The organism is Mycolicibacterium mageritense (genome assembly GCF_010727475.1).
Lineage (GTDB): Bacteria > Actinomycetota > Actinomycetes > Mycobacteriales > Mycobacteriaceae > Mycobacterium > Mycobacterium mageritense.
Genome location: NZ_AP022567.1, coordinates 713,736 through 734,891, shown reverse-complemented (window position 1 = coordinate 734,891; position 21,156 = coordinate 713,736). Strand labels below are relative to the sequence as shown.

Sequence of the window (21,156 nt, the reverse complement as noted above, 5' to 3'; positions counted from 1 at the left end):
AGGATCGCAGCCACCCAGTGGCTTGGATCCTCGGCGTTGATGCGTCGTTGTGGCGCGAGTGTTACTGCGCGGGCCCGTGGTTGCTGACCGGAGCGGCCGGAGCCGTCGTGGTCGGCTGGGTCGCCGCCGGGACGAGGGCCGGCTCGCCGGGCGCGGGGTTTCCGGCCGGGACGGTCTCGGTTCCAGCGGGCACCGGCGCGACCTCGCTCGGCGGAACGGCCGTGGCCGCGCTGCCTGCGCCTGCCGGAGCGGGAGCGGTACCGGCGGGCAGCGGAGTCCCGTTGCTGGCCGGAATCGGGGTGCCTTCCGCGCCCGGGACAGGTGCGGGCGCCGACACCGGCGTCGTGGGTGTGCCGGGAGCCTGGGCCGGCACCGGAGCACCTGGCGCAGCGGGGACGGCTTCCGCTCCGGCGGCCGGGGTGCCCGCGGCGGGAACGCCCGCGGCGGGAACGCCCGCGGTTGCGGCAGGCAAGTCCGTCGCGCGGCTACCCGCACCCGCGGGGGTCGCGGCAGGCGTCGCAGGGGTGGCGCCCGGAGCGGCGGCAGGCGCCGGCGTGGCCGGCACCGCGGCGGGGGCCGGGGTGGCGACGGCGGGCTGGGCGACGGGCGCGGTGTGGGTCTGCTGGCCCGACGAGACGGGGACCGGCGCCGGTGCGGGGGCATCCCACACCAGCAGGTCGCGGCCGCCCGAGTTGTACACGACGGTGGTCGGCTTGTCGCCGGTCACGTCGAAGTACACCTTGCCGGTGGTCTTCTCGCCCTGAGCGATGGTGGCCGGGTTGACGCCCTGCTCGGTCGGCACCTGGAACAGCGCGCGGTAGTTGTGGCCGTCGGCCGAGCGGATGTTGAAGTTCGAGACGATCGGCGTCACCGAACCCTCAAGCGCCTCACTGGTGGCGGTGATCTCCCACAGCGTGCCCTTGACGTCGTAGGCGATGGTGTCGGTGCTGGGCTTGAGACCGGTGACGGTCCAGCCCTGGACCACGTTGTTGTTGTCCAGTTTCGCCTGGCTGCCGAGTGCCGCGGTGGTGACACCGCTGTCATCGGCCGCCGCGATCGGCGAGCCGGCCAGGATCGCCGCGGCAGCCACCGCGGCTGCGGCCAGCGCAGTACTGACGTTTGTGATCTTCAAAGTGGTCCCCTCTTGACTAATCCGAACAGGCGGCAGCCCCCCGACAGTGGGGAATGCTCACTTAGAGGAAAGTTAGCAGGTTAAGAGGACGCTGTGAAACAGCAACTGAGAGTTCATGCTAACCAGGCCAGTAACCACGGACTATGGCTGCGACCGCCACGGCCGCGACGATGCCCAGGTAGCCGATTACCAGACGGGTGTCACGCAACGCGCATTTGCTGCGGAGCAACCCGCCGCGGCGTGCGCGAATGTAGCCCGCCAGGCCAAGGGCAGCGAATCCGGCCACCGCCCACGGGCCGAGCAGCCAGGCGATCAGCGCCACGGTGGCATAGACGCACAGCCGCAGCGGATCGTACGGTTCGCTCGCCTGCCCGCTCATCGAATCTCGATGAGCGGTAGTGCCGCACCTGCGCTCAGGGAGAGCCGCTGGCGGCCGAGCGCGGGCCAGGCTTGCACGGCGCAAAAGGGCGCGCACTGGTCGGCCCGCCCCGAGCGGGTGCCCACATGCACGCAGCACTGCACGAGGCGCTCTTCGATCATCGTCGACATGTCCATGAACGGTTTGACCGTCAACCGCACCACCCGTTCGCCGAGCAGCCTGCGGATCTTGTTCCGGCGTCCCGGCAACGCCGACGACGCGAGCGTGAGCAACGTGGACATGCCCAGGTCGCAGTTCTCGCAGATGTTGCGCCACACGTCGCCGATCTGAGGGTGCGACAGCGACGACTGTTCGGAGAGCAGCCCGAGGAGTGACTCCTGGACCGCCAGCCGCAGTTGCCGGGGGATCTCGGTGTCGGCGATGCGGTTGGCCACCAGCCCGAGCTTGTCCTTGAGGTTCTCGGTGCCGATCAGCGAGACCAGCGAGCGCCACTGGTCGCTGTCGTCGCGGACCAGGTAGCCCACCGAGCAGCAGTGCGGATGTGAGCATGGCAGCGCGGTGAGATCGCGCCAGGTGACCGCACCGTCGGTCTGCGGGCCGAGGCGGCCGAGCACCCCGGTGTGGGTGAGCCGCTCCAACGGGTCGATCTGACCGGAACGGCCGGAACCGAACTGTGGCTGGATGGTCAGCCCGCCCACATACGGCGTGGCCAGTGCCAGGCGCACCATGTCGCCGATCTCGTGGTCGTTGACGCCGAGAGCCGCGGTCATCACCAGGGTTGTGAAGATCTCCCGGTCGGAGAGCCGCTGCAGAGCTTGGCTTTTCGTACGGCGCAGATCGCCGCCGCGGTGGTGCCGGTGAGCGCCTGCCGAAAGCCCGTCGTACTGCAGGTACACCTCGACGCGTTCGCGGTGGGCCGTGAGCAGGTCGAGCAGGACGTCGTCGGTGGCGATGCGAACACCGTTGCTGTTTATCAGGATTCGGGTGATGGGCCGGGTGACCAGCGCGTCGAGCAACTCGGCCAGCTGGGGGTGCAGGGTCGGTTCGCCGCCCGAGAGCATCAGGACGTCGATCCGCCCGTTCTCGCGTTCGAGCCGCTGGTCCACATTGGCCAGCACGTCCCCGACCGGGACGACGTGCCGCAGGTCCGGTGAACTGTCGGTGAAGCACGTCGGGCACCGCAGATTGCAGGTTTCGGCGATGTCCTCCAGCAGGATGCACGTGTGCTGGGTCTGCATCTCCGGCAGCCCGCGCAGATACGCCGACGGGATCGGGTCGAAATTGCCTGCCACATCCGGTGTGTGCGCCTTGGTCGGCGCGGTCCATTCCTCGAGATACGACAGGATCTCCGGGTGCTCGTCGTAGAGCGTGCGGACCAGTCCGTGGCTCGGGCAACCGCGTTCGAGCCAGATGCGGCCGTCGCGCTCGATCAGCATGCCGCTCAGCCGTGCGACGTCGGCCAAGGGCCGTTCCGGCGCGGCGTCGTGGCACTGCGGGCAGAATGCCGTGACATAGCGGTGCAGCCGGTCGCCGCGTAATCCCATCCCCGTGGTCACGTCTGGTACATCTCCGGGTTGATGCCGGTGCAGAAGCCCGCGGTGAACAGCGATACCAGCGCCCAGCCCACCATGAGGCCGATGCCGAGTCCCTTGGCGTACGGGCTCTTCGATCGAAGCATCAGCGCACCTCCGCCGAATGCGATGGCCGCCAACAACACTGCGGTGAAGCCGAATACCAGGTTGGGGCTGCCGCGCCCGTCGTCGATCATGCCGCCGCCGATGAAGGCCGCGAACCCGATGACGAGATTGATGCCGGCGTACAGCACCGGGCCGACGAACACCATGCCGATCGAGATCTTCGGTTCCGGCCGGTGCGGCGGCGGCAGATAACCCGGTGGCGGCGGCAGATAGCCCGGCGGTGGGTAACCGGGGGGTGGGGGATAAACGGGTGGGGGAGCGTCATAGTCGTACGTCGGCGGATAGCCCTGCGGATCCTCGTCCGGTGGCGGGCCCGGCGGTGGCCCAGGTGGTGTGGTCATACGGGCGCTTCCTCGTTGCGGGCTGAAGCCCGATAGTACCCACGCCGGTAGCCGTACCACAGCCGAACGCCGATGATCAGCAACGACGGCAGCAGAAACCATTGCGGGCGAGTGAGATCCAGCCACACGGTCTCGTTTGCCCGGGTGAACTCCACCAGGAACCGGAACACCGCATACGCGGCGATGTAGATGACGAACAGTTCTCCGGGCCGGGTGATCCGGTTCCGCAGGTAGAGCAGCACGGCGAACGCGGCGAGCTGGAACGCGATCTCGTAGAGGAACGACGGGTGCATGGCCTGCCCGGCAAGGCATCCCGGACACTCGGGCGTGGTGGCGGGCGCGTGCACACCCCATGGCAGTGTGGTGGGGCGTCCGGGCGCCTCGGTGAGGTGGCAGCCGATCCGGCCCACCGCCATGCCCAGCGCGACGGCGGGCGCGAACAGATCCCCGGTCTTACCGCGATAGCCGCCAAGGCGTTTGGCGATCAGCACGCCGAGGTACGCGCCGAGCAGGCCGCCGAGGATGCTGCGGGAACCGAATTCCCAGGCTTGCGCCAGGCTGGGGTTGGCGCTGAAATCCAGGTGCCGGGCCCAGCCGGACAGCCGCATCCCGATGGCCCCGCCGACGAGCGCGCCTGCGACGGCCACCACGGACTGTTCGTTGACCGCGCCGCGGCGCCGAGCCTCGGCCACGAACACCAGCATGGCCGCGAACACCCCGAGCGCGACGAACAGACCGTGCACCGGGATGGTCACGGGCCCGAGGTGCCACTGCGGAACCATGGTCAGAACTTACGCTTTCGGCGCTATCCGGCCAGGGACAACCCGGCCGCGACCGCGAAACCCAGCACCGCCGCCAGACCCGCGTTCTCTCCGGCTTTTTCGGTTGCCTCGGGAATCATCGAGCCCACCAGCATGACGAGCAGGGCGCCTGCGGCGAATCCGTTGATGCCGCCCTGGGGTTCGGCGCCCGCGACGGTCTGCAACTGGTAACCGCCGACCGTGGCGGCCGCGCAGAGCGCCGCAACGGCGGTCCAGTTGAGCATGATCCGGCTGACCGGGTGTCCGGCGGCGCGCAGATCGCTGGCCGAGCCGATCGATTCAGGCAGGTTGGACACGAAGATCGCCACCACGAGCGCCAGGCTGACCCCACCGCCACCGGCGATGCCGATACCGAGCACGGCCTGTTCGGGAATGCCGTCGAGCAGTGCGCCGAGCAGCAACGGCAGGCCGGCGGTCTTGGCCGGGTCGGAAGCCATGCGGTCGACGGCGGCGTCGGCGACATAGAACACGACGGCACCCGCGGCCAGGCCCAGGGCGACGGCGAGGGCGCCGCCCACATGGAAGCCTTCCTCGGCCAATTCGAACGAGATACTGGAGATCAGTGCGCCCGCACCGAATCCGAGAACGAGGCCGACAAGACGGCGATTCCAGTCGTGGACCACGCCCGCGAGCGCGCCGATGATGAGAGACGATGCGGCGATCAAGCCCCACCCGAGTGCGCTGAGCACGGTTCGGAGCTTACGGGGCGATCAGGACGAACAGTCGCAATCAACTAGGACCGACCGCTCGATCGGTCCGGAGGGGATCAACAGGTGGTGGCCTGCCGCCGGTTCGGTACGACAGGCCACCCGCGGCGTCAGCGCCGCACGTTGCAGTTCGGGGGGTTACCGCAGTGGTGGCCGCCGTCGCAGGCATTGCAACGACAGGTGCAAGATCCCTTGGTGATGCGCATCGTTGTTCAACTCCTTAATTGCCCGGGTGGCACCGGAGGCCGGTAGCAAACACCCAAGCGCGGATGGATATCAACATATGACTACCTCACAATAGTTCGGGTCGACGCGAAAATAAAGGAATTGCGCCCCGTGGCGACGCGCGCGGCGGCCGGTACGCGGTGTTCGCCGGCCGTGTGTCGCTACGGTGAACGTTGCGTGAAAGTCTTTGGGGGTGTGGCCTTCTGGTCTCAGGCCGGGGTGTCGCGTGCGCCGAGGCGCAGATGCTCGATGTGATAGATGGCCTCGTCGAGCAATTGGGCCACATGGTTGTCGTAGAGCCGGTAGACGATATTGCGTCCCGACCGATCTCCGGCGACAAGGCCGAGCGCCCGCAATAGCCGGAGCTGATTGGACACCGACGGTTGCTCCATGCCGACGGCCGCGGACAGCTCGGTCACCGAGCACGGCGATTCGCGCAGGCGCGTGAGGATCAGCAGCCGGTTCGGCGAGGCCAGGGCCTGAAGTGTCTCGGCAACCTTGGCCGCGGACGCCGCGTCGAGCGCTGCCGGCGGCGTGCTGCGGCCCTCGACTCCATGTCCCATGCCTTCATTGAAGCACGCCACACAAGTGGCCATTGAAACATTTCAATCTCTACATGTATAAAGGTGTGCGTTCGTTGATTGAATCGAGGAGTCCCGATGACCGCACTGGCGACCGCACCGACGACCGGGCGGGCAGCGCCGGCCGCAGAGCGCATCGGTGGGTGGCTGTGGTCGGTGTCGTCGGTGCGGTGGGCGCTCGCGGCCCTCGTGCTGTTCCTCGCGGGGTTGGCCGCGCAGCTCGCCGATGCGCCCGCGCCCGTGTGGTGGACGCTGTACCTGGTCTGCTACCTCACCGGCGGTTGGGAACCCGCGCTGGCCGGGCTGCAGGCCCTGCGCCGCCGGACACTCGACGTCGACCTCCTGATGATCGTCGCCGCGATCGGTGCCGCGGCCATCGGCCAGGTGTTCGACGGCGCCCTGTTGATCGTCATCTTCGCGACGTCAGGTGCGCTGGAGGACGTCGCGACCACACGCACCGAACGTTCCGTGCGCGGCCTGCTCGACCTCGCGCCGGAGTCCGCCACCGTCCTCGGTCCCGATGGCAGCGAAAGTGCAGTTGCGGCAAAGGAATTGACCATCGGTGACCACATCGTCATCCGCCCCGGCGAGCGCATATCCGCCGACGGGCGGGTGGTCGCAGGATTCTCCGACGTCGACCAGTCCTCGATCACCGGGGAGCCGTTGCCTGCCGCCAAACGCGTCGGGGACGAGGTTTTCGCGGGCACGCTCAACGGGTCGGGCGCGCTGCGGGTCGTCGTAACGCGCGACCCGGCGCAGACCGTGGTGGCACGCATCGTCGCGATGGTGGCCGACGCCTCGGCGACCAAGGCCAGAACCCAGCTCTTCATCGAGAAGATCGAGCAGCGCTACTCGGTGCTGGTCGTGGCGGCCACACTGGCGTTGTTCGCCATACCGCTCGCATTCGGCGCCGACCTGCAGTCGGCGCTGCTGCGCGCCATGACCTTCATGATCGTGGCATCGCCGTGCGCGGTGGTACTGGCCACCATGCCGCCGCTGCTCTCGGCGATCGCCACTGCGAGCCGCCACGGTGTGCTGGTCAAGTCCGCCGTCGCGATGGAGCGGCTGGCCGACACCGACACGGTGGTGTTCGACAAGACGGGCACGCTGACCGCGGGCGTTCCGCGGGTGTCGAGTGTCCGCCCCCTCGGTGACTCGTTCGGCCCCGACGGCATCATCGGAATCGCGGCTGCCGCAGAACAGTTCAGTGAACACCCGCTGGGACGTGCCGTAGTGGCGATGGCACGTGCGCGCGGCGTCGCGCTCCCGGTCGCCACCGACTTCGAAGCGCTGCCCGGCCGCGGGGTACGCGCGACCGTCTCGGGTGAAGTGGTCGAGGTGCTCAGCCCGTCGGCCTACGGGGGTGACGCCGTCGCGGCGGTCCGTGACATCGAGGATCACGGGGAAACCGCGGTCGTCGTGACCATCGGCGGGGTGGCCGTCGGTGTCCTCGGGCTCGCCGACCACGTCCGCGCCGACGCGGGTGCCGCGGTGGACCGGCTGACCGCACTGACCGCCCGGCCGCCGGTCCTGCTCACCGGGGACAACGCGCGCGCCGCGGCCAGGCTCGGCGCCGAGCTCGGCATCGCCGACGTGCGGGCCCAGGTCATGCCCGATCACAAAGCCACTGCCGTGCAACAGCTTCAGCACGACGGTCGGCGCGTGCTGATGGTCGGTGACGGCGTCAACGACGCACCGGCGATGGCGGCCGCGCACACGTCGATCGCGATGGGCCGTTCGGGTGCGGATCTCACGCTCGACACGGCCGACGTGGTGACCATCCGCGACGAGCTCGCGACCATCCCCACCGTGGTGGCCCTGGCCAAGCGTGCGCGTCGCATCGTCGTCGCCAACCTCGCCATCGCCGCCACGTTCATCACGGTGCTGGTCGCCTGGGATCTGTTCGGACACTTGCCGTTACCACTCGGCGTGGCAGGCCACGAAGGGTCGACGATCCTCGTGGCGCTCAACGGGCTGCGCCTGCTCGGCGACCGGGCGTGGCGCCGCGCCTCTCACCGTTGACCCGCGAGATTCCTCCCGCTCGGCAGAGAACGTGCGGACAAACCTATCAGCGGCGCAGCACATCCTTGAGCGCCTCGAGCACCGACGGATCCTCGATGGTGGACGGCACGGGTTCGTCGCGGCCGTCGGCGATACCGCGCATGGTCTTGCGCAGGATCTTGCCCGACCGCGTCTTGGGCAGGGCCGCGACGACGTCGACCAGTTTGAAAAACGCCACGGCGCCGATGTTTTCCCGGACCGCCGCGATGAGCTCGTCGGACAGCTGGTCGGCCGACGCGCCGGATTTGAGCACCACGAACCCGCGCGGCACCTGTCCCTTGATCTCGTCGGCCACGCCGATCACGGCGCATTCGGCGACCGCGGGATGCTCGGCCAGGACTGCCTCGATCGACCCGGTGGACAGGCGGTGCCCGGCCACGTTGATGACGTCGTCGGTGCGGCCCATCACGAACAGGTACCCGTCCGAGTCGAGGTAGCCGCCGTCGCCGGTCAGGTAGTAGCCGTCGTACGCCGAAAGATACGACGCCACGTAGCGCTGGTCGTCGCCCCACAGCGTGGGCAGGGTGCCCGGCGGCAGCGGCAGCTTGACGCAGATCGCGCCCTCTTCGTCGGTGTCGCACACCGTGCCGTCCGGACGCAGGATCTGCACGTCGTAACCGGGCATGGGAACGGTCGCCGAGCCGGGCTTGATCGGCATGGGCTCCAGGCCCATCGGATCGGCCGCGATGGCCCAGCCGGTCTCGGTCTGCCACCAGTGGTCGACGACGGGGATGCCGAGCTTGTCGGCGGCCCAGTGGTAGGTGTCGGGATCGAGCCGCTCACCGGCCTGGAACAGGTACTTGAGCCCGGACAGGTCGTATTTGCCGATGTACGAGCCGTCGGGGTCTTCCTTCTTGATGGCGCGGATCGCCGTCGGTGCGGTGAACAGCGCATTGACCCCGTGCTCGGCAGCCACCCGCCAGAACGCGCCCGCGTCGGGGGTGCCGATCGGCTTGCCCTCGTAGAGCACCGTGGTCGCACCCAGCAGCAGTGGCGCGTAGACGATGTAGGAGTGCCCGACGACCCACCCGACGTCGGAGGCCGCCCAGTACACGTCGCCCGGTTGCACGTCGTAGACGTTCTTCATGCTCCACAGCAGGGCCACCGCGTGCCCGCCGTTGTCGCGGACGATGCCTTTCGGCTTTCCGGTGGTGCCCGACGTGTAGAGCACGTACAACGGGTCCGTGGCTGCGACGGGTACCGGGTCGGCGGGCTCGGCGGCGGCCACCAGCTCTTGCCAGTCCCGGTCGCGGCCCTCCACCAGTTCGCACGGTTGCTGCTCGCGCTGCAGGATGACGCACGCCCGCGGGCTGTGCTCGGCGATCTCGAGGGCTGCGTCGAGCATGGGCTTGTACTCGACAATGCGGGTCGGCTCGATTCCGCACGAGGCGCTGACGACGACGGTCGGCCGGGCGTCATCGATCCGGGCGGCCAGTTCGTGCGCGGCGAATCCGCCGAACACCACCGAGTGCACGGCCCCGAGCCGCGCGCAGGCCAGCATCGCGATCACGGCCTCGGGGACCATCGGCATGTACACCACGACGAGATCGCCCTTGCCGACCCCTAATTCGCGCAGCGCTCCGGCGAACCGGGCCGTCGCGTCGGTCAGCTCACGGTAGGTGTAGGTGCGCTTGGTGCCTGTGACAGGGGAGTCGTAGATCAGCGCCGTCTGCTCAGCGCGGTCGGTGAGGTGGCGGTCGAGCGCGTTGGCGCACGTGTTCAGTTCGGCGTCGGGGAACCAGCGGTAGAAAGGCGGGTTGCTGTCGTCGAGGATGCGCTGTGGTTCCCTGGTCCAGGTCACTGCCTTGGCGGCGTCGGCCCAGAACGTGGTCGGGTCGTTGATGCTGGCGTCGAACAGCGCGCGATAACCGGACATACCGCAAACCGTAATCTGCGTCACGTGCAACGTGGGTGCAACCCCGCGAAACACCTATAAATGAGACCTTTACCGGGCCCCGCGCGGGACGTTTGACCGCGTCCGTGCCGGGTAGCCCAGCGACCATGGTTGAGACACGACCACTCGCGTTGGTCACCGGCGCGTCGAGCGGCATCGGGTTCGAGCTCGCGAGACTGTTCGCCGAGCACGGGTACGACCTCGTCGTCGCGGCCGATGACGACACCATCGAGGCCAGTGCCGACAAGCTCGCGTCAGCCGGTGTCGCGGTCCGCGCCGTGCAGGTCGACCTGCGCAAGCCCGAAGACGTGCAACGCCTGTACTACGTCGTCACCGATGACGGGCGACCTCTCGACGCCGCGGTCCTCAATGCGGGGGTGGGCCGCGCGGGCCCGTTCGTCGACGGCGACCTGGATGCCGACCTGTCGATCGTCGACCTCAATGTGCGCTCGACGGTCCAGCTGGCCAAACTCGTGCTGCGCGACATGTGGCGGCGCGGAACCGGGAAGGTGTTGTTCACGTCGTCGATCGCCGCGACGATGCCCGGCTCACTGCAGACCGTCTACAACGCGTCCAAGTCGTTCATCCAGTCGCTGGCCGAAGCTCTTCACGACGAGCTGCGCGACACCGACATCACCGTCACCGCGCTCATGCCGGGGCCCACCGACACGAACTTCTTCCGGCGCGGCCACATGCTCGACACCGTCGTCGGGCGGATGCCGAAAGACGATCCGGCGGAGGTGGCCAGGCAGGGTTATGACGCTCTGATGAGCGGACGGCGCAAGGTGGTCGCGGAGTCGGTGCTGACCAAGGCGATGGGCTTGGCCAACCGCGTGCTGCCGGACTCGGTCAAGGCGGTCGCCAGCCGGGTGATCTCACGTCCCGTCGGACGACGATAAGGAGTCAGGGAGATGGAATCGTCTCCGGCAGCGGTCGAAAGCTCGCTGACCGTCAAGCGGCACACCACGGCGTCGCGCAAGCAGGTATGGGATGTCGTCGCCAACGGGTGGACGTACTCGCAGTGGGTGGTCGGCAACACGCGCATGCGTGCGGTCGCCCCCAACTGGCCCGCGCCGGGCAGCAAGATCCACCATACGATCGGCGTCTGGCCCGTGGTGGTCAACGACGAAACCGTCGTCGAGTCGTGCACGCCGCTGGAGGAGTTGGTGTTGCTTGCCAAGGTGCGGCCCTTCGGCGGGGCGCGGATCACGTTGCGCCTGACCGATATCCACAACGGCACCCGTGTCGAGATGGCCGAGGTGCCGGTCGGCGGCCCCCTCAATTGGCTGCCCCGCCGGCTGTCCCTGCTGCTGGTGTACCCCCGCAACCGTGAGTGCGTCGAGCGGTTGGTGTCGCTGGCCGAACGCCGGGAAGCGCCTGAATGAGCCGCCACAGCGTGGACGCCGTAGTGGTCGGTGCGGGGCACAACGGCCTGGTGGCCGCGGCCTTGCTGGCCGACGCGGGGTGGGACGTCCTGGTGCTGGAAGCGCAGTCCGAGCCGGGCGGCGCGGTCAAGAGTGCCGAGCTTTTTCCGGGCTACGTCAGTGATCTCTACAGCGCGTTCTACCCGCTGGCGGTCGCGTCTCCGGCGTTACGTGCCCTGCATCTGGAAGACCACGGCCTGCGGTGGAGCCACGCACCGGCGGTCGTCGGGCATCCGCCTTCGGCTGCCGACGACGACGCCCCGGTCATCTATCGCGACATCGACCGTACGGCAGCGGAACTGGACCGTCGTCACCGCGGTGACGGGCAGAAGTGGTGTGCGTTGTTCGAGCAGTGGCAACACATCCGCGAGCCGCTGCTGTCGGCGTTGTTCTCGCCGTGTCCGCCGGTTCGCGGGCTGCTCGGGCTGCTGCGCCGGCTGGGAACGGCCGACGCGCTGCGGCTCGCACACTTGTTGCTGTTGCCCGCGGGTGTGATGGCCGAGCGGTTGTTCGACGGCCCGGCGGCCCGGCTGTTGTTGCTGGGCAACGCGATGCACGCCGACGTACCCATCGACGCACCCGGCAGCGGAGTCATGGGCTATCTGCTGATCATGATGGCGCAGGATGGCGGTTGGCCCGTACCTGTCGGTGGCGCAGGGCAATTGACCGCAGCGCTCGTGCATCGCGCGCGCTCGGCGGGAGCCCGCATCGAGTGCGGGCACGATGTCGAGGCGGTCGTGGTCAGCGGTGGGCGCGCTGTCGCGGTGCGGACCTCCGGCGGGGACACGGTGCAGGTGCGGCGGGCCGTCATCGCCGACACGTCCGCGCCACGGCTCTATCGAGACCTGCTGCCCAGCGCCGCGGTGCCGGCGACGGTGCTGGAGAGCATGCGTCATTTCGACTGGGACACACCCGTATTGAAGATCAACTATGCGCTCGACGCGCCGGTGCCGTGGCGATCGAAGAACCTGAACGAGGTCGGCACGGTGCACCTCGGCGCCGACCATGACGGCCTCGTCCGCTGGATGGCCGATCTGCACACCGCTACGTTGCCGCGGCAGCCGTTCATGTTGTTCGGGCAGATGACCACAGCCGACCCGAGCCGTTCGCCGACGGGCACCGAAAGCGCCTGGGCTTACACGCATCTGCCACGCGGCCTCGCCGACGACGCGTCGGCCGATCAGGTTGCGGATGCCGTCGGCCGGGTGCTCGAGGAGCACGCGCCCGGATTCACCGGTCACGTGGTCGGCACCATGGTTCAGCGGCCGTCGGACCTGCAGGCAGGCGATGCGAATCTGCACAGCGGAGCGGTCAACGGCGGCACGTCACAGCTCTTCCAGCAGTTGATCTTCCGGCCCGCTCCGGGATTCGGGCGGGCCGAGACACCGGTGGAGAACGTCTACCTCGGCAGTGCCGGGGCGACGCCCGGCGGAGGCGTGCACGGCGTGTGCGGACGCAACGCGGCCAGGGCAGCGCTGGCCGGTGACGGTGTGACGGGCTGGCCGCGGAGGCGGCTCAGCAAGGCCGTCCTGTCGCTGTTGACGGGCTGACGCATCCCCGCTCGCCGATCGGAAATCACGCCTGGAAGCGGTAGCCCATGCCTGCCTCGGTGAGCAGGTGCACCGGGTGCGACGGATCGTCCTCGAGCTTGCGCCGCAGCTGCGCGAGATACACGCGCAGATAGTGGGTTTCCTTGGCGTAGGCCGGGCCCCACACCTCGCGCAACAGTTCTTCGCGGCCTACCAGCTTGCCGCGGTTGCGGACCAGCATCTCCAGCATGCCCCACTCGGTGGGCGTGAGATGCACCTCGGTGTTGTTCTTCGTGACCTTCTTGGCGGCCAGGTCGACGGTGAACGACGAAGTCTCTATGACCGGCTCGTCGGTCTCCGATGCGGCCGCACCACGCCGGACCGCGGCGCGCAGCCGCGCCAGGAACTCGTCCATGCCAAAGGGTTTGGTGACGTAATCGTCGGCACCCGCGTCGAGCGCCTCGACCTTGTCCGACGAGTCGGTGCGGGCCGAGAGCACGATCACCGGCGCGGACAGCCACCCCCGCAGCCCGCCCAGCACCTCGATGCCCGACATGTCGGGCAGCCCGAGGTCGAGCACGATGACGTCGGGGCGGTGGTCGGCCGCGCTGCGCAATGCGTCGGCTCCCGTGGCCGCGGTCGTCACCTCGTAGCCGCGCACCGACAGGTTGATGCGCAGCGCCCGCAGGATCTGCGGTTCGTCGTCGATGACGAGCACCCTGGTCTTGGCTGTCATGCTGGTGCCCCCAGTTCGATCTCGACGGTGAGCCCGCCGCCCGGCGTGTCGGTGGCCGAGATCGTGCCGCCCATCGCTTCGACGAAGCCCTTGGCGACCGAAAGTCCCAGCCCGACACCGCTGCTGGTGTCGTGGTCGCCGAGCCGTTGGAACGGCGCGAACAACGCGTCCTCGGTACCGCGGGCGACACCCGGGCCTTCGTCGACCACGGCGATCAGCACGCGGTCGCCGACGCGGCCCGCGGTCACCCGGATCGGGCCGTCGGCCGCGTAGCGCAACGCGTTGTCGATCAGGTTGGCCAGTACGCGTTCCAGCAGTCCGCCGTCGGCCAGCGCCACCGAATCGCCGACCTCGACCTTGACCCGGTCCAGCCCGACCCGACCGAAACCCGTGGTGCCCCGGCTGATTCCCAGCAGCGCCCGCTGCACGGTCTCTTCCAGGTACACCGGTCGCAGCTCAGGTCGGACGACGCCGGCCGCAAGCCGCGACGAGTCGAGCAGGTTGCCCACCAGCGCGGTGAGCGCGTCGACGGACTCCTCGATGGTGGCCAGCAGTTCGGCGGTGTCCTCGGCTGAGAAGTCGACGTCGTCGCTGCGGAGGCTGGACACCGCGGCCTTGGCCGCGGCCAGTGGAGTCCGCAGGTCGTGGCTGACCGCCGAGAGCAGCGAGCGGCGCAGTTCGTCGGCCTGTGCGATGGCGTTGGCCCTGCCGGCTTCCTCGGTCAGCTCACGCTGTTTGACCAGGCCGGCCGCCTGTTTGGCCACCGCGCCGAGCACCCGCCGGTCCCGCGCGAGCAGCTTGCGGCCGGCCAGCAGCAGCCAGAATTCGTCGTCGCCGACTTCGATGGCGGTGTCGGCCGTCTCCACGTCCACACACGGATCCTGGCCCACGCAGCCGACGATCGTCGGGCCGTCATCGCCTTCCCGCATCAGGCTGACAGCGCGCTGCGAGTACGTTTCGCGCACCCGTTCCAGCAAGGTGCCCAGATCGGCGCCACGCAGCACCGAACCGGCGAACAGTGCCAGCAGTTCGGCCTCCTGGGACGCGCGCCTGGCCTCGCGGGCGCGTTTAGCCGCGCCGTCCACGAGCGCTGCGACCGCGACCGCGACGGCCAGCAGCACCACGATGGTCAGGGCGCTGTCGGGATCGGCGATGGTGAACGTGTGCCGCGGTGCGATCAGGAAGTAGTTGAGCAGCAGCCCGGACAACACCGCGGACAGCGCCGCGGGCGCGACACCGCCCAGCAGCGCCACGATCAGCACGCCTACGAAGAACAGCGCACTTTCGCCACCCACCCCGAGGAACCGGTCGAGCAGCAGCACGGTCATCGCGCAGATCGCCGACGGAACCACCAGCGCGGCAAGCCAGGACGCCGCGTGCCGCTGCCGCGGCGTGGTCGATGCCCACCCGAAGCCGCGCTTGGCCTGCTCGTGGGTCACCATGTGGACGTCGATCTTCTCGGACTGCTGCACGACGGTGGAGCCGATGCCCTCGTCGAAGATCCGCGCCCAGCGGGATCTGCGGGACGTCCCCAGCACCAACTGGGTCGCGTTCATCTCGCGCGCGAAATCCAGCAGCGCGGTGGGTACGTCGTCGCCCACCACGGTGTGCAGGGTCGCGCCGAGGCTCGTCGCGAGCTCACGCACCTTCCCCATCTGCGGCGCGGAAACACCCGAAAGCCCGTCGCCGCGCACCACGTGCACCACCATGAGCTCGGCACTGGATTTCGAGGCGATGCGGGATGCCCTGCGCACCAGCGTTTCCGACTCGGGACCGCCCGTGACGGCGACGACGACGCGCTCGCGGGCCTCCCAGGTGTCGGTGATCTTGTTGTCGGCGCGGTACTTCGCCAGGGCCGCGTCGACCTGATCGGCCAGCCACAGCAGCGCGAGTTCGCGCAGCGCCGTGAGGTTTCCGCGCCGGAAGTAGTTGCTCAGGGCCGCGTCGATGCGTTCGGGGGCGTAGACGTTGCCGTGGGAGAGCCTGCGCCGCAACGCTTCCGGGGTGATGTCGACCAACTCGATCTGGTCGGCCTGCCGGACGACCTCGTCGGGTACCTTCTCCTGTTGCTCGATCCCGGTGATGCCGGTGACGACGTCGTTGAGACTCTCCAGGTGCTGCACGTTGACCGTCGAGATGACCGTGATGCCGGCGTCGAGGAGCTTTTCGATGTCCTGCCAGCGTTTCGGGTTCTTGCTGCCCGGGGTGTTGGTGTGGGCCAGCTCGTCGACGAGCACCACCTGAGGGTTGCGGGCCAGGACCGCGGGGACGTCGAGCTCGGGGAACCGGCTGCCGCGATAGTTGATGTAGCGCGGCGGGATGATCTCGATGCCGTCGAGCAGGTCCGCGGTCTTCTTCCGCCCGTGCGTCTCGACGACCGCGGCGACCAGGTCGGTGCCGCGTTCGAGCCGCCGGTGCGCCTCGCCGAGCATGGCGTAGGTCTTGCCGACGCCGGGAGCTGCGCCCAGATAGATGCGCAGCTCCCCGCGTTTCGTGGCGTTGCCCACCGGGGTGATCACAAATCCATCATCCACGCGCCGACAAGGCGTCGAGCGCGATGTTGAGTTCCAGGACGTTGACGCGCGGTTCGCCGAAGAAGCCGAGGGTACGTCCGTCGGTGTGGTCGGCGACCAGTTGGCGCACTGTCGCCGGGCTGATGCCGCGCGCGGCGGCCACCCGGTTGACCTGCAGTTCGGCATAGGCAGGTGAGATGTGCGGATCGAGGCCGCTGCCGCTTGCGGTGACGGCGTCGGCAGGCACCGCGGGGTCGGCGGGTGCGGTGCCGCGGATCGGCACGAGCTGTCCGGCGCTGTAGTCCTCGCCGGAGCGCGCGCACTCGACCCGCACGCCCTCGTAGGTTTTGAGGAACGGCGTCTTGGTCGTATCGCACGGTTCGTTGACGCTGACCACCTTGGTGGGGTGGATGACATTGCCACGATCGTCGCGTGGGCCGATCACCGACAGAACCGCGCCGACACCGCCGCCCGTGCAGAACGGACGGGCACCGTCGACACCGTCGAGCTCGCCCACCGCGGCGCTACGTGAGCACACGAGGGTCAGCAGGCTCGGCTTGTCGGGCTGATCGACGATGCTTTCGGGCCCCAGGTTGCTCGCGCTCGTCGCCATGGGGTCGTACCCGTTTCCGGCAGCCGACGGGCGGCTCTGGAAGTACCGGGGCAGCGGATTGCCGTCGGCATCGGTGAACGACTGGCCGATCAGGCTGCTGCCGACCGGTTTACCGTTCGCCTCGATCAGTGAGCCGTCGGCCTTGTCCCGCAGCCCGGGGAGCTGGGCCACCAGCCAGATGAACACCGGGTAGGCGATGCCGAGGATCACGGTGAGCACCAGCAGCGCGCGCAGCGCCGCGATGTGTTGACGAACCAGGTTGGAAAATCTCATGTCACATTCCCGGGAAGAGTTGGACGACCAGGTCGATCAGCTTGATGCCGATGAACGGCGCGATGATGCCGCCGAGGCCGTAGACGTAGAGGTTGCGGCTCAACAGTTTTGACGCACTGCTCGGCGTGTACCGGACACCCTTGAGCGCCAGCGGGATCAGCAGCACGATGATGATCGCGTTGAAGATCACCGCGGACAGGATCGCCGATTGCGGGCTGTGCAGCCGCATGATGTTCAGCAGGTCCAGGCCGGGGAACAGCGCCACGAACAGCGCCGGGATGATCGCGAAGTATTTCGCGATGTCGTTGGCGATCGAGAACGTGGTGAGCGCGCCGCGGGTGATCAGCAACTGCTTGCCGATCTCGACGATCTCGATGAGCTTGGTCGGGTCGGAGTCGAGATCGACCATGTTGCCGGCCTCTTTGGCCGCCGACGTGCCGCTGTTCATCGCGACACCCACGTCGGCCTGGGCCAGTGCCGGTGCGTCGTTGGTGCCGTCACCGGTCATCGCGACGAGCTTGCCACCAGCCTGCTCCTTCTTGATCAGCGCCATCTTGTCCTCGGGCGTGGCCTCGGCGAGGAAGTCGTCCACGCCGGCCTCGTCGGCAATGGCCTTGGCGGTCAACGGGTTGTCGCCGGTGATCATCACCGTGCGGATGCCCATGCGACGCATCTCGTCGAACCGTTCCCGCATGCCCTGCTTGACGACGTCCTTGAGGTGGATCACGCCGAGCACCTCGGCCTTGCCGTTCACCACGTGACCGACCGCCAGGGGCGTGCCGCCCGCCGCGGAGATACCGTCCACGATGTCGCCGAGCTCGGTGGGCACCTGACCGCCTTCGGAGCGGATCCATTCCGCGACCGCGCCCGTCGCGCCCTTGCGCAGGCGGTGCTCGCCCGACAGGTCGACGCCGGACATGCGGGTGTTGGCGCTGAACTCGACCCACTGGGCCTTGTCGAGTTCGCCCGGGGTGCGGCCACGTAACCCGTATTCCTGCTTGGCGAAGACGACGATCGAGCGGCCTTCGGGCGTCTCGTCGGCCAGGCTCGACAGCTGCGCCGCGTCGGCGAGCTGCTCCGGCGTCACACCCGTGAGCGGCACGAAAGCCGCGGCCTGCCGGTTGCCGAGGGTTATGGTGCCGGTCTTGTCGAGCAGCAGGGTGTTGACGTCGCCGGCGGCCTCGACCGCGCGGCCCGACATCGCGAGCACATTGCGCTGCACCAAGCGATCCATCCCGGCGATGCCGATCGCCGACAGCAGCGCGCCGATGGTCGTCGGGATCAGGCACACCAGCAGCGACACCATGACGATGCCCGTCACGCCGTTCCCGTTGAGCGACAACGTGTCCGCGACGCCCGGGTTGTTGGCCTTCGAGTAGATCGCCAGCGGCTGCAGGGTCGCGACGGCGAAGACGAAGATGATCGTCAACGAGGCCAGCAGGATGTTGAGCGCGATCTCGTTGGGCGTCTTCTGCCGGTTGGCGCCCTCGACCAGGTTGATCATGCGGTCGATGAAGCTCTCGCCGGGCTTCTGGGTGATCTTGACGACGATGCGGTCGGACAGCACCGTGGTGCCGCCCGTGACCGCAGACCGGTCGCCACCGGACTCGCGGATGACGGGTGCGGATTCACCGGTGATCGCCGATTCGTCCACCGAGGCAATGCCTTCCACGACGTCGCCGTCGCCGGGGATGACCTGGCCGGCTTCGACCACCACGACGTCGCCCTGCTGCAGCAGCGGTGCGGCGACTTCTTCTTCGGCGCCGGAGCTCGTCAGACGACGCGCCATCGTCGAGGTCTTGGTCTTGCGCAGGCTTTCGGCCTGGGCCTTGCCCCGGCCCTCGGCCACGGCTTCGGCGAGGTTGGCGAAGATCACGGTGAGCCACAGCCATACCACGATCAGCCAGGAGAACCAGGACGGATCGACGACCGCCAGGACCGTGCTCCACACCGCGCCGATCTCGACGATGAACATCACGGGGTTGCGCCACAGTGTGCGCGGGTCGAGCTTGCGCACGGCGTCGGGCATCGAACGCCACAACATCTTGGGGTCCAGCAGCCCGCCCTTGATTCGGGAGCTCGAGCCCTTCGTCACGCCAGAGTGGCTGCCGCCCTCGGCAGCCACTCTGGCGTGACGGTCGGCGACGGGGGAGGAGTGAACGCTTGACATTTCAGTGAATTCCTTCAGCAAGGGGCCCGAGCGCGAGCATGGGCAGGAAAGTCAGGGCCACCAGGATCAGCGTCACGCCGGCGACCATGCCGACGAACTGGGGCCGGTGGGTGGGCAGCGTGCCGATCGATTCGGGTGTCTTGCCCTGTCTGGCCAGGGATCCGGCCAGCGCCAGCACGAAGATGATCGGCAGGAACCGGCCGAACACCATCGCCAGGCCCAACGCGGTGTTGTACCACTCGGTGTTGACACTCAGGCCCGCGAACGCCGAACCGTTGTTGTTGGCCGCCGACGTGAAGGCGTACAACACCTCCGACAGGCCGTGCGGTCCGGTGTTGAGCATGCCCGCCCGCTGACCCGGCATCGCCATGGCGACCGCGGTCCCGGTCAGCACGATCAACGGTGTCACCAGGAAATACGTTGCGGCGAGCTTGATCTCACGGGGGGTGATCTTCTTGCCGAGGTACTCGGGGGTGCGGCCGACCATCAGGCCCGCGACGAACACCGTGATGATCGCCAGGATCAGCATGCCGTAGAGACCCGAGCCGACACCGCCGGGAGCGACCTCACCGAGCTGCATGTTGAACATCGTGATCAGGCCGCCCAGGCTGGTGTACGAGTCGTGGAACGAGTCCACCGCACCCGTGGAGGTCAACGTGGTCGACGCGGCGAACACCGCCGAATCGGCTACGCCGAAGCGCTGTTCCACGCCCTCCATCGCCGCCCCGGCCGCGGTCGGGACCGTGCCGTGTGCCTGCAACTGGAAGAGCATCATCAGGGTCACGCTGATGGTCGCGATGACACCCATCACCGCGGCGATCGCATATCCCTGCTTGGGGCTGTCGACCATGCGGCCGAACGTGCGCGGCAGCGAGAACGGGATGAGCAGGATCAGCAGGATCTCCACCCAGTTGGTCCAGGTGGTGGGATTCTCGTACGGGTGTGACGAGTTGGCGTTGAAGAAACCGCCGCCGTTGGTGCCGAGCTCCTTGATGACCTCCTGGCTGGCGACGGGGCCGCCGGGAATGGTCTGGCTGCCACCGACAAGCGTGTTGACGACCTGGCTGTGCAGGTCGAAGTTCTGGATGGCACCGCCGGCGATCAGGACGATCGCACCGACGATCGAAATCGGCAGCAGGATCCGGATGCTGCCGCGGACCAGGTCGACCCAGAAATTGCCCAGATCCCCTGTGCTGCGCCGGACCAAGCCCCGGACGAACGCCATCGCCACGGCCATGCCGACCGCGGCTGAGACGAAGTTCTGCACGGCCAGGCCGGCCATCTGCACCAGATGACCCTGGGTGGATTCACCCGAGTAGGCCTGCCAGTTCGTGTTGGTCACGAAGCTGATGGCGGTGTTCCAGGCCAAAGCCGGCGTCATCGGCGTCGCGGGATCGTTGAGGTGCAGCGGCAGCTTGCCCTGCACCAACTGCAGGATGAACAGGAACAGGACGCTGATCGCCGAGAACGCCAGCACGCTGCGGGCGTAGCCGCCCCAGGTCTGCTCGGCTTTCGGGTCGGCCCCGATCAGCCGGTAGATGACACGTTCGGTACGCGAATGTTTGTCCGATGTGTAGACGTGGAACATGTAATCGCCGAGCGGTACATGGACCGCCACCAAGACGATCACGAGTGCGGCGAGGAAGACGATCCCCGCGGTTGTCGTACTCACTAGAACCTCTCCGGAAACAACAGCGCGGCGAAGAGAAACAGTGCAATGAGGATCGCCAGGACCAGGCCGACGACGTTGTCGTAGCTCACAGTCCCTCGACCAACTTCTGCACCAGGCCCAGCAGCGAAAAAATCGCCACTGTCAGCACGATGAACACCACCACGGACATGGGTTCTCCCACACGTATACGGGCGCCGTATCTCGGCGACCTGGTCCACGATGCGTCCGCCCGGAGCCCCCGACGCCGATCTTTATGTCTTCTTTACGGCGCGCGCCCGGTCCTTTACGGGATCTTTCGGCAGGGGCGGCAGGCGGCGGTGCGGTGCCGTCAAGATCACGTCAACGCCGCGCGATGCGGTGTAGGAATTGCGTAATCGACGGGGAGCCA

At 68.1% G+C, this 21,156-nt stretch carries 19 protein-coding genes; 4 read left to right on the top strand and 15 right to left on the bottom strand.

Annotated elements, in window-relative coordinates; all coding sequences use genetic code 11:
* Window positions 1–61: 61 nt before the first annotated feature.
* From G6N67_RS03530 to G6N67_RS03500, 7 genes are all read right to left on the bottom strand, one after another.
* Window positions 62–1,132: a DUF1942 domain-containing protein gene (locus tag G6N67_RS03530; protein WP_163642105.1), complete on the bottom strand. Its 1,071-nt coding sequence runs from the start codon at window positions 1,130–1,132 to the stop codon at window positions 62–64.
* Window positions 1,133–1,250: 118 nt separating this feature from the next.
* Window positions 1,251–1,511 (bottom strand): hypothetical protein, encoded by a 261-nt coding sequence (locus tag G6N67_RS03525; RefSeq protein WP_036438058.1) that lies wholly within the window; start codon window positions 1,509–1,511, stop codon window positions 1,251–1,253.
* Window positions 1,508–3,055: a radical SAM protein gene (locus G6N67_RS03520; protein ID WP_036438780.1), complete on the bottom strand. Its 1,548-nt coding sequence runs from the start codon at window positions 3,053–3,055 to the stop codon at window positions 1,508–1,510. The genes G6N67_RS03525 and G6N67_RS03520 overlap by 4 nt, the downstream gene beginning before the upstream one ends.
* Window positions 3,056–3,063: 8 nt before the next feature.
* On the bottom strand, window positions 3,064–3,549 hold the full coding sequence (locus G6N67_RS39055) for a hypothetical protein (protein ID WP_229481760.1): 486 nt from the start codon (window positions 3,547–3,549) through the stop codon (window positions 3,064–3,066).
* A complete protein-coding gene (locus G6N67_RS03510) occupies window positions 3,546–4,331 on the bottom strand; it encodes a prolipoprotein diacylglyceryl transferase (protein WP_036438056.1) in 786 nt (261 codons plus the stop codon). Before G6N67_RS03510 ends, G6N67_RS39055 begins: the two co-directional genes overlap by 4 nt.
* A 23-nt stretch (window positions 4,332–4,354) precedes the next feature.
* On the bottom strand, window positions 4,355–5,059 hold the full coding sequence (locus G6N67_RS03505; RefSeq protein WP_036438053.1) for a ZIP family metal transporter: 705 nt from the start codon (window positions 5,057–5,059) through the stop codon (window positions 4,355–4,357).
* Window positions 5,060–5,511: 452 nt separating this feature from the next.
* A complete protein-coding gene (locus G6N67_RS03500; protein WP_036438774.1) occupies window positions 5,512–5,865 on the bottom strand; it encodes an ArsR/SmtB family transcription factor in 354 nt (117 codons plus the stop codon).
* A gap of 96 nt (window positions 5,866–5,961) precedes the next feature.
* On the opposite strand from G6N67_RS03500, the gene G6N67_RS03495 reads away from it, so the two are divergent.
* Window positions 5,962–7,905, top strand: a complete 1,944-nt coding sequence (locus G6N67_RS03495; RefSeq protein ID WP_036438050.1) for a heavy metal translocating P-type ATPase — start codon at window positions 5,962–5,964, stop codon at window positions 7,903–7,905.
* A 46-nt stretch (window positions 7,906–7,951) separates the two neighbouring features.
* On the opposite strand, the gene G6N67_RS03490 is transcribed toward G6N67_RS03495, so the two are convergent.
* Window positions 7,952–9,844, bottom strand: coding sequence for a propionyl-CoA synthetase (locus G6N67_RS03490; protein WP_278044608.1), 1,893 nt, complete (start codon window positions 9,842–9,844; stop codon window positions 7,952–7,954).
* A 101-nt stretch (window positions 9,845–9,945) separates the two neighbouring features.
* On the opposite strand from G6N67_RS03490, the gene G6N67_RS03485 reads away from it, so the two are divergent.
* The 3 genes from G6N67_RS03485 to G6N67_RS03475 are packed head-to-tail and all read left to right on the top strand — an operon-like array spanning window position 9,946 to window position 12,812.
* A complete protein-coding gene (locus G6N67_RS03485; RefSeq protein WP_036438044.1) occupies window positions 9,946–10,737 on the top strand; it encodes an SDR family NAD(P)-dependent oxidoreductase in 792 nt (263 codons plus the stop codon).
* Window positions 10,738–10,749: 12 nt separating this feature from the next.
* Window positions 10,750–11,223 carry an SRPBCC family protein gene (locus G6N67_RS03480; protein ID WP_036438042.1) on the top strand — a complete coding sequence of 158 codons (474 nt, stop codon included), beginning with the start codon at window positions 10,750–10,752 and terminating at the stop codon, window positions 11,221–11,223.
* The gene (locus tag G6N67_RS03475) at window positions 11,220–12,812 is read left to right on the top strand and encodes a phytoene desaturase family protein (protein ID WP_036438040.1); all 1,593 of its coding nucleotides are present in this window, start codon (window positions 11,220–11,222) and stop codon (window positions 12,810–12,812) included. The genes G6N67_RS03480 and G6N67_RS03475 overlap by 4 nt, the downstream gene beginning before the upstream one ends.
* 25 nt (window positions 12,813–12,837) lie before the next feature.
* Here G6N67_RS03475 and G6N67_RS03470 read toward each other — a convergent pair whose 3' ends face one another.
* The 7 genes from G6N67_RS03470 to G6N67_RS03440 all read right to left on the bottom strand — a co-directional run bounded on the left by G6N67_RS03470 (window position 12,838) and on the right by G6N67_RS03440 (window position 20,949).
* The gene (locus G6N67_RS03470) at window positions 12,838–13,527 is read right to left on the bottom strand and encodes a response regulator (protein ID WP_036438038.1); all 690 of its coding nucleotides are present in this window, start codon (window positions 13,525–13,527) and stop codon (window positions 12,838–12,840) included.
* The gene (locus tag G6N67_RS03465; protein WP_110798639.1) at window positions 13,524–16,046 is read right to left on the bottom strand and encodes a DUF4118 domain-containing protein; all 2,523 of its coding nucleotides are present in this window, start codon (window positions 16,044–16,046) and stop codon (window positions 13,524–13,526) included. The genes G6N67_RS03470 and G6N67_RS03465 overlap by 4 nt, the downstream gene beginning before the upstream one ends.
* 7 nt (window positions 16,047–16,053) lie before the next feature.
* On the bottom strand, window positions 16,054–16,926 hold the full coding sequence (locus G6N67_RS03460) for a potassium-transporting ATPase subunit C (protein ID WP_036438035.1): 873 nt from the start codon (window positions 16,924–16,926) through the stop codon (window positions 16,054–16,056).
* A 1-nt stretch (window position 16,927) separates the two neighbouring features.
* Window positions 16,928–18,970, bottom strand: coding sequence for a potassium-transporting ATPase subunit KdpB (gene kdpB, locus G6N67_RS03455; protein WP_230021656.1), 2,043 nt, complete (start codon window positions 18,968–18,970; stop codon window positions 16,928–16,930).
* Between the two features lie 127 nt (window positions 18,971–19,097).
* Window positions 19,098–20,768 (bottom strand): potassium-transporting ATPase subunit KdpA, encoded by a 1,671-nt coding sequence (gene kdpA, locus G6N67_RS03450; protein ID WP_036438029.1) that lies wholly within the window; start codon window positions 20,766–20,768, stop codon window positions 19,098–19,100.
* The gene (locus G6N67_RS03445) at window positions 20,768–20,857 is read right to left on the bottom strand and encodes a potassium-transporting ATPase subunit F (RefSeq protein ID WP_063835166.1); all 90 of its coding nucleotides are present in this window, start codon (window positions 20,855–20,857) and stop codon (window positions 20,768–20,770) included. Before G6N67_RS03445 ends, kdpA begins: the two co-directional genes overlap by 1 nt.
* The gene (locus G6N67_RS03440; protein ID WP_220101420.1) at window positions 20,854–20,949 is read right to left on the bottom strand and encodes a potassium-transporting ATPase; all 96 of its coding nucleotides are present in this window, start codon (window positions 20,947–20,949) and stop codon (window positions 20,854–20,856) included. Before G6N67_RS03440 ends, G6N67_RS03445 begins: the two co-directional genes overlap by 4 nt.
* Window positions 20,950–21,156 lie beyond the last annotated feature (207 nt).

Bases quoted from the DNA above. Each gene is read 5' to 3' on its own strand.
- G6N67_RS03480 (WP_036438042.1), top strand. From the start codon at position 10,750: ATGGAATCGTCTCCGGCAGCGGTCGAAAGCTCGCTGACCGTCAAGCGG.
- G6N67_RS03495 (WP_036438050.1), top strand. From the start codon at position 5,962: ATGACCGCACTGGCGACCGCACCGACGACCGGGCGGGCAGCGCCGGCC.
- G6N67_RS03500 (WP_036438774.1), bottom strand. From the start codon at position 5,865: ATGGGACATGGAGTCGAGGGCCGCAGCACGCCGCCGGCAGCGCTCGAC.
- G6N67_RS03485 (WP_036438044.1), top strand. From the start codon at position 9,946: ATGGTTGAGACACGACCACTCGCGTTGGTCACCGGCGCGTCGAGCGGC.
- G6N67_RS03475 (WP_036438040.1), top strand. From the start codon at position 11,220: ATGAGCCGCCACAGCGTGGACGCCGTAGTGGTCGGTGCGGGGCACAAC.
- G6N67_RS03470 (WP_036438038.1), bottom strand. From the start codon at position 13,527: ATGACAGCCAAGACCAGGGTGCTCGTCATCGACGACGAACCGCAGATC.
- G6N67_RS39055 (WP_229481760.1), bottom strand. From the start codon at position 3,549: ATGACCACACCACCTGGGCCACCGCCGGGCCCGCCACCGGACGAGGAT.
- G6N67_RS03510 (WP_036438056.1), bottom strand. From the start codon at position 4,331: ATGGTTCCGCAGTGGCACCTCGGGCCCGTGACCATCCCGGTGCACGGT.
- G6N67_RS03460 (WP_036438035.1), bottom strand. From the start codon at position 16,926: ATGAGATTTTCCAACCTGGTTCGTCAACACATCGCGGCGCTGCGCGCG.
- kdpB (WP_230021656.1), bottom strand. From the start codon at position 18,970: ATGTTGTGGCGTTCGATGCCCGACGCCGTGCGCAAGCTCGACCCGCGC.
- G6N67_RS03525 (WP_036438058.1), bottom strand. From the start codon at position 1,511: ATGAGCGGGCAGGCGAGCGAACCGTACGATCCGCTGCGGCTGTGCGTC.
- G6N67_RS03520 (WP_036438780.1), bottom strand. From the start codon at position 3,055: ATGGGATTACGCGGCGACCGGCTGCACCGCTATGTCACGGCATTCTGC.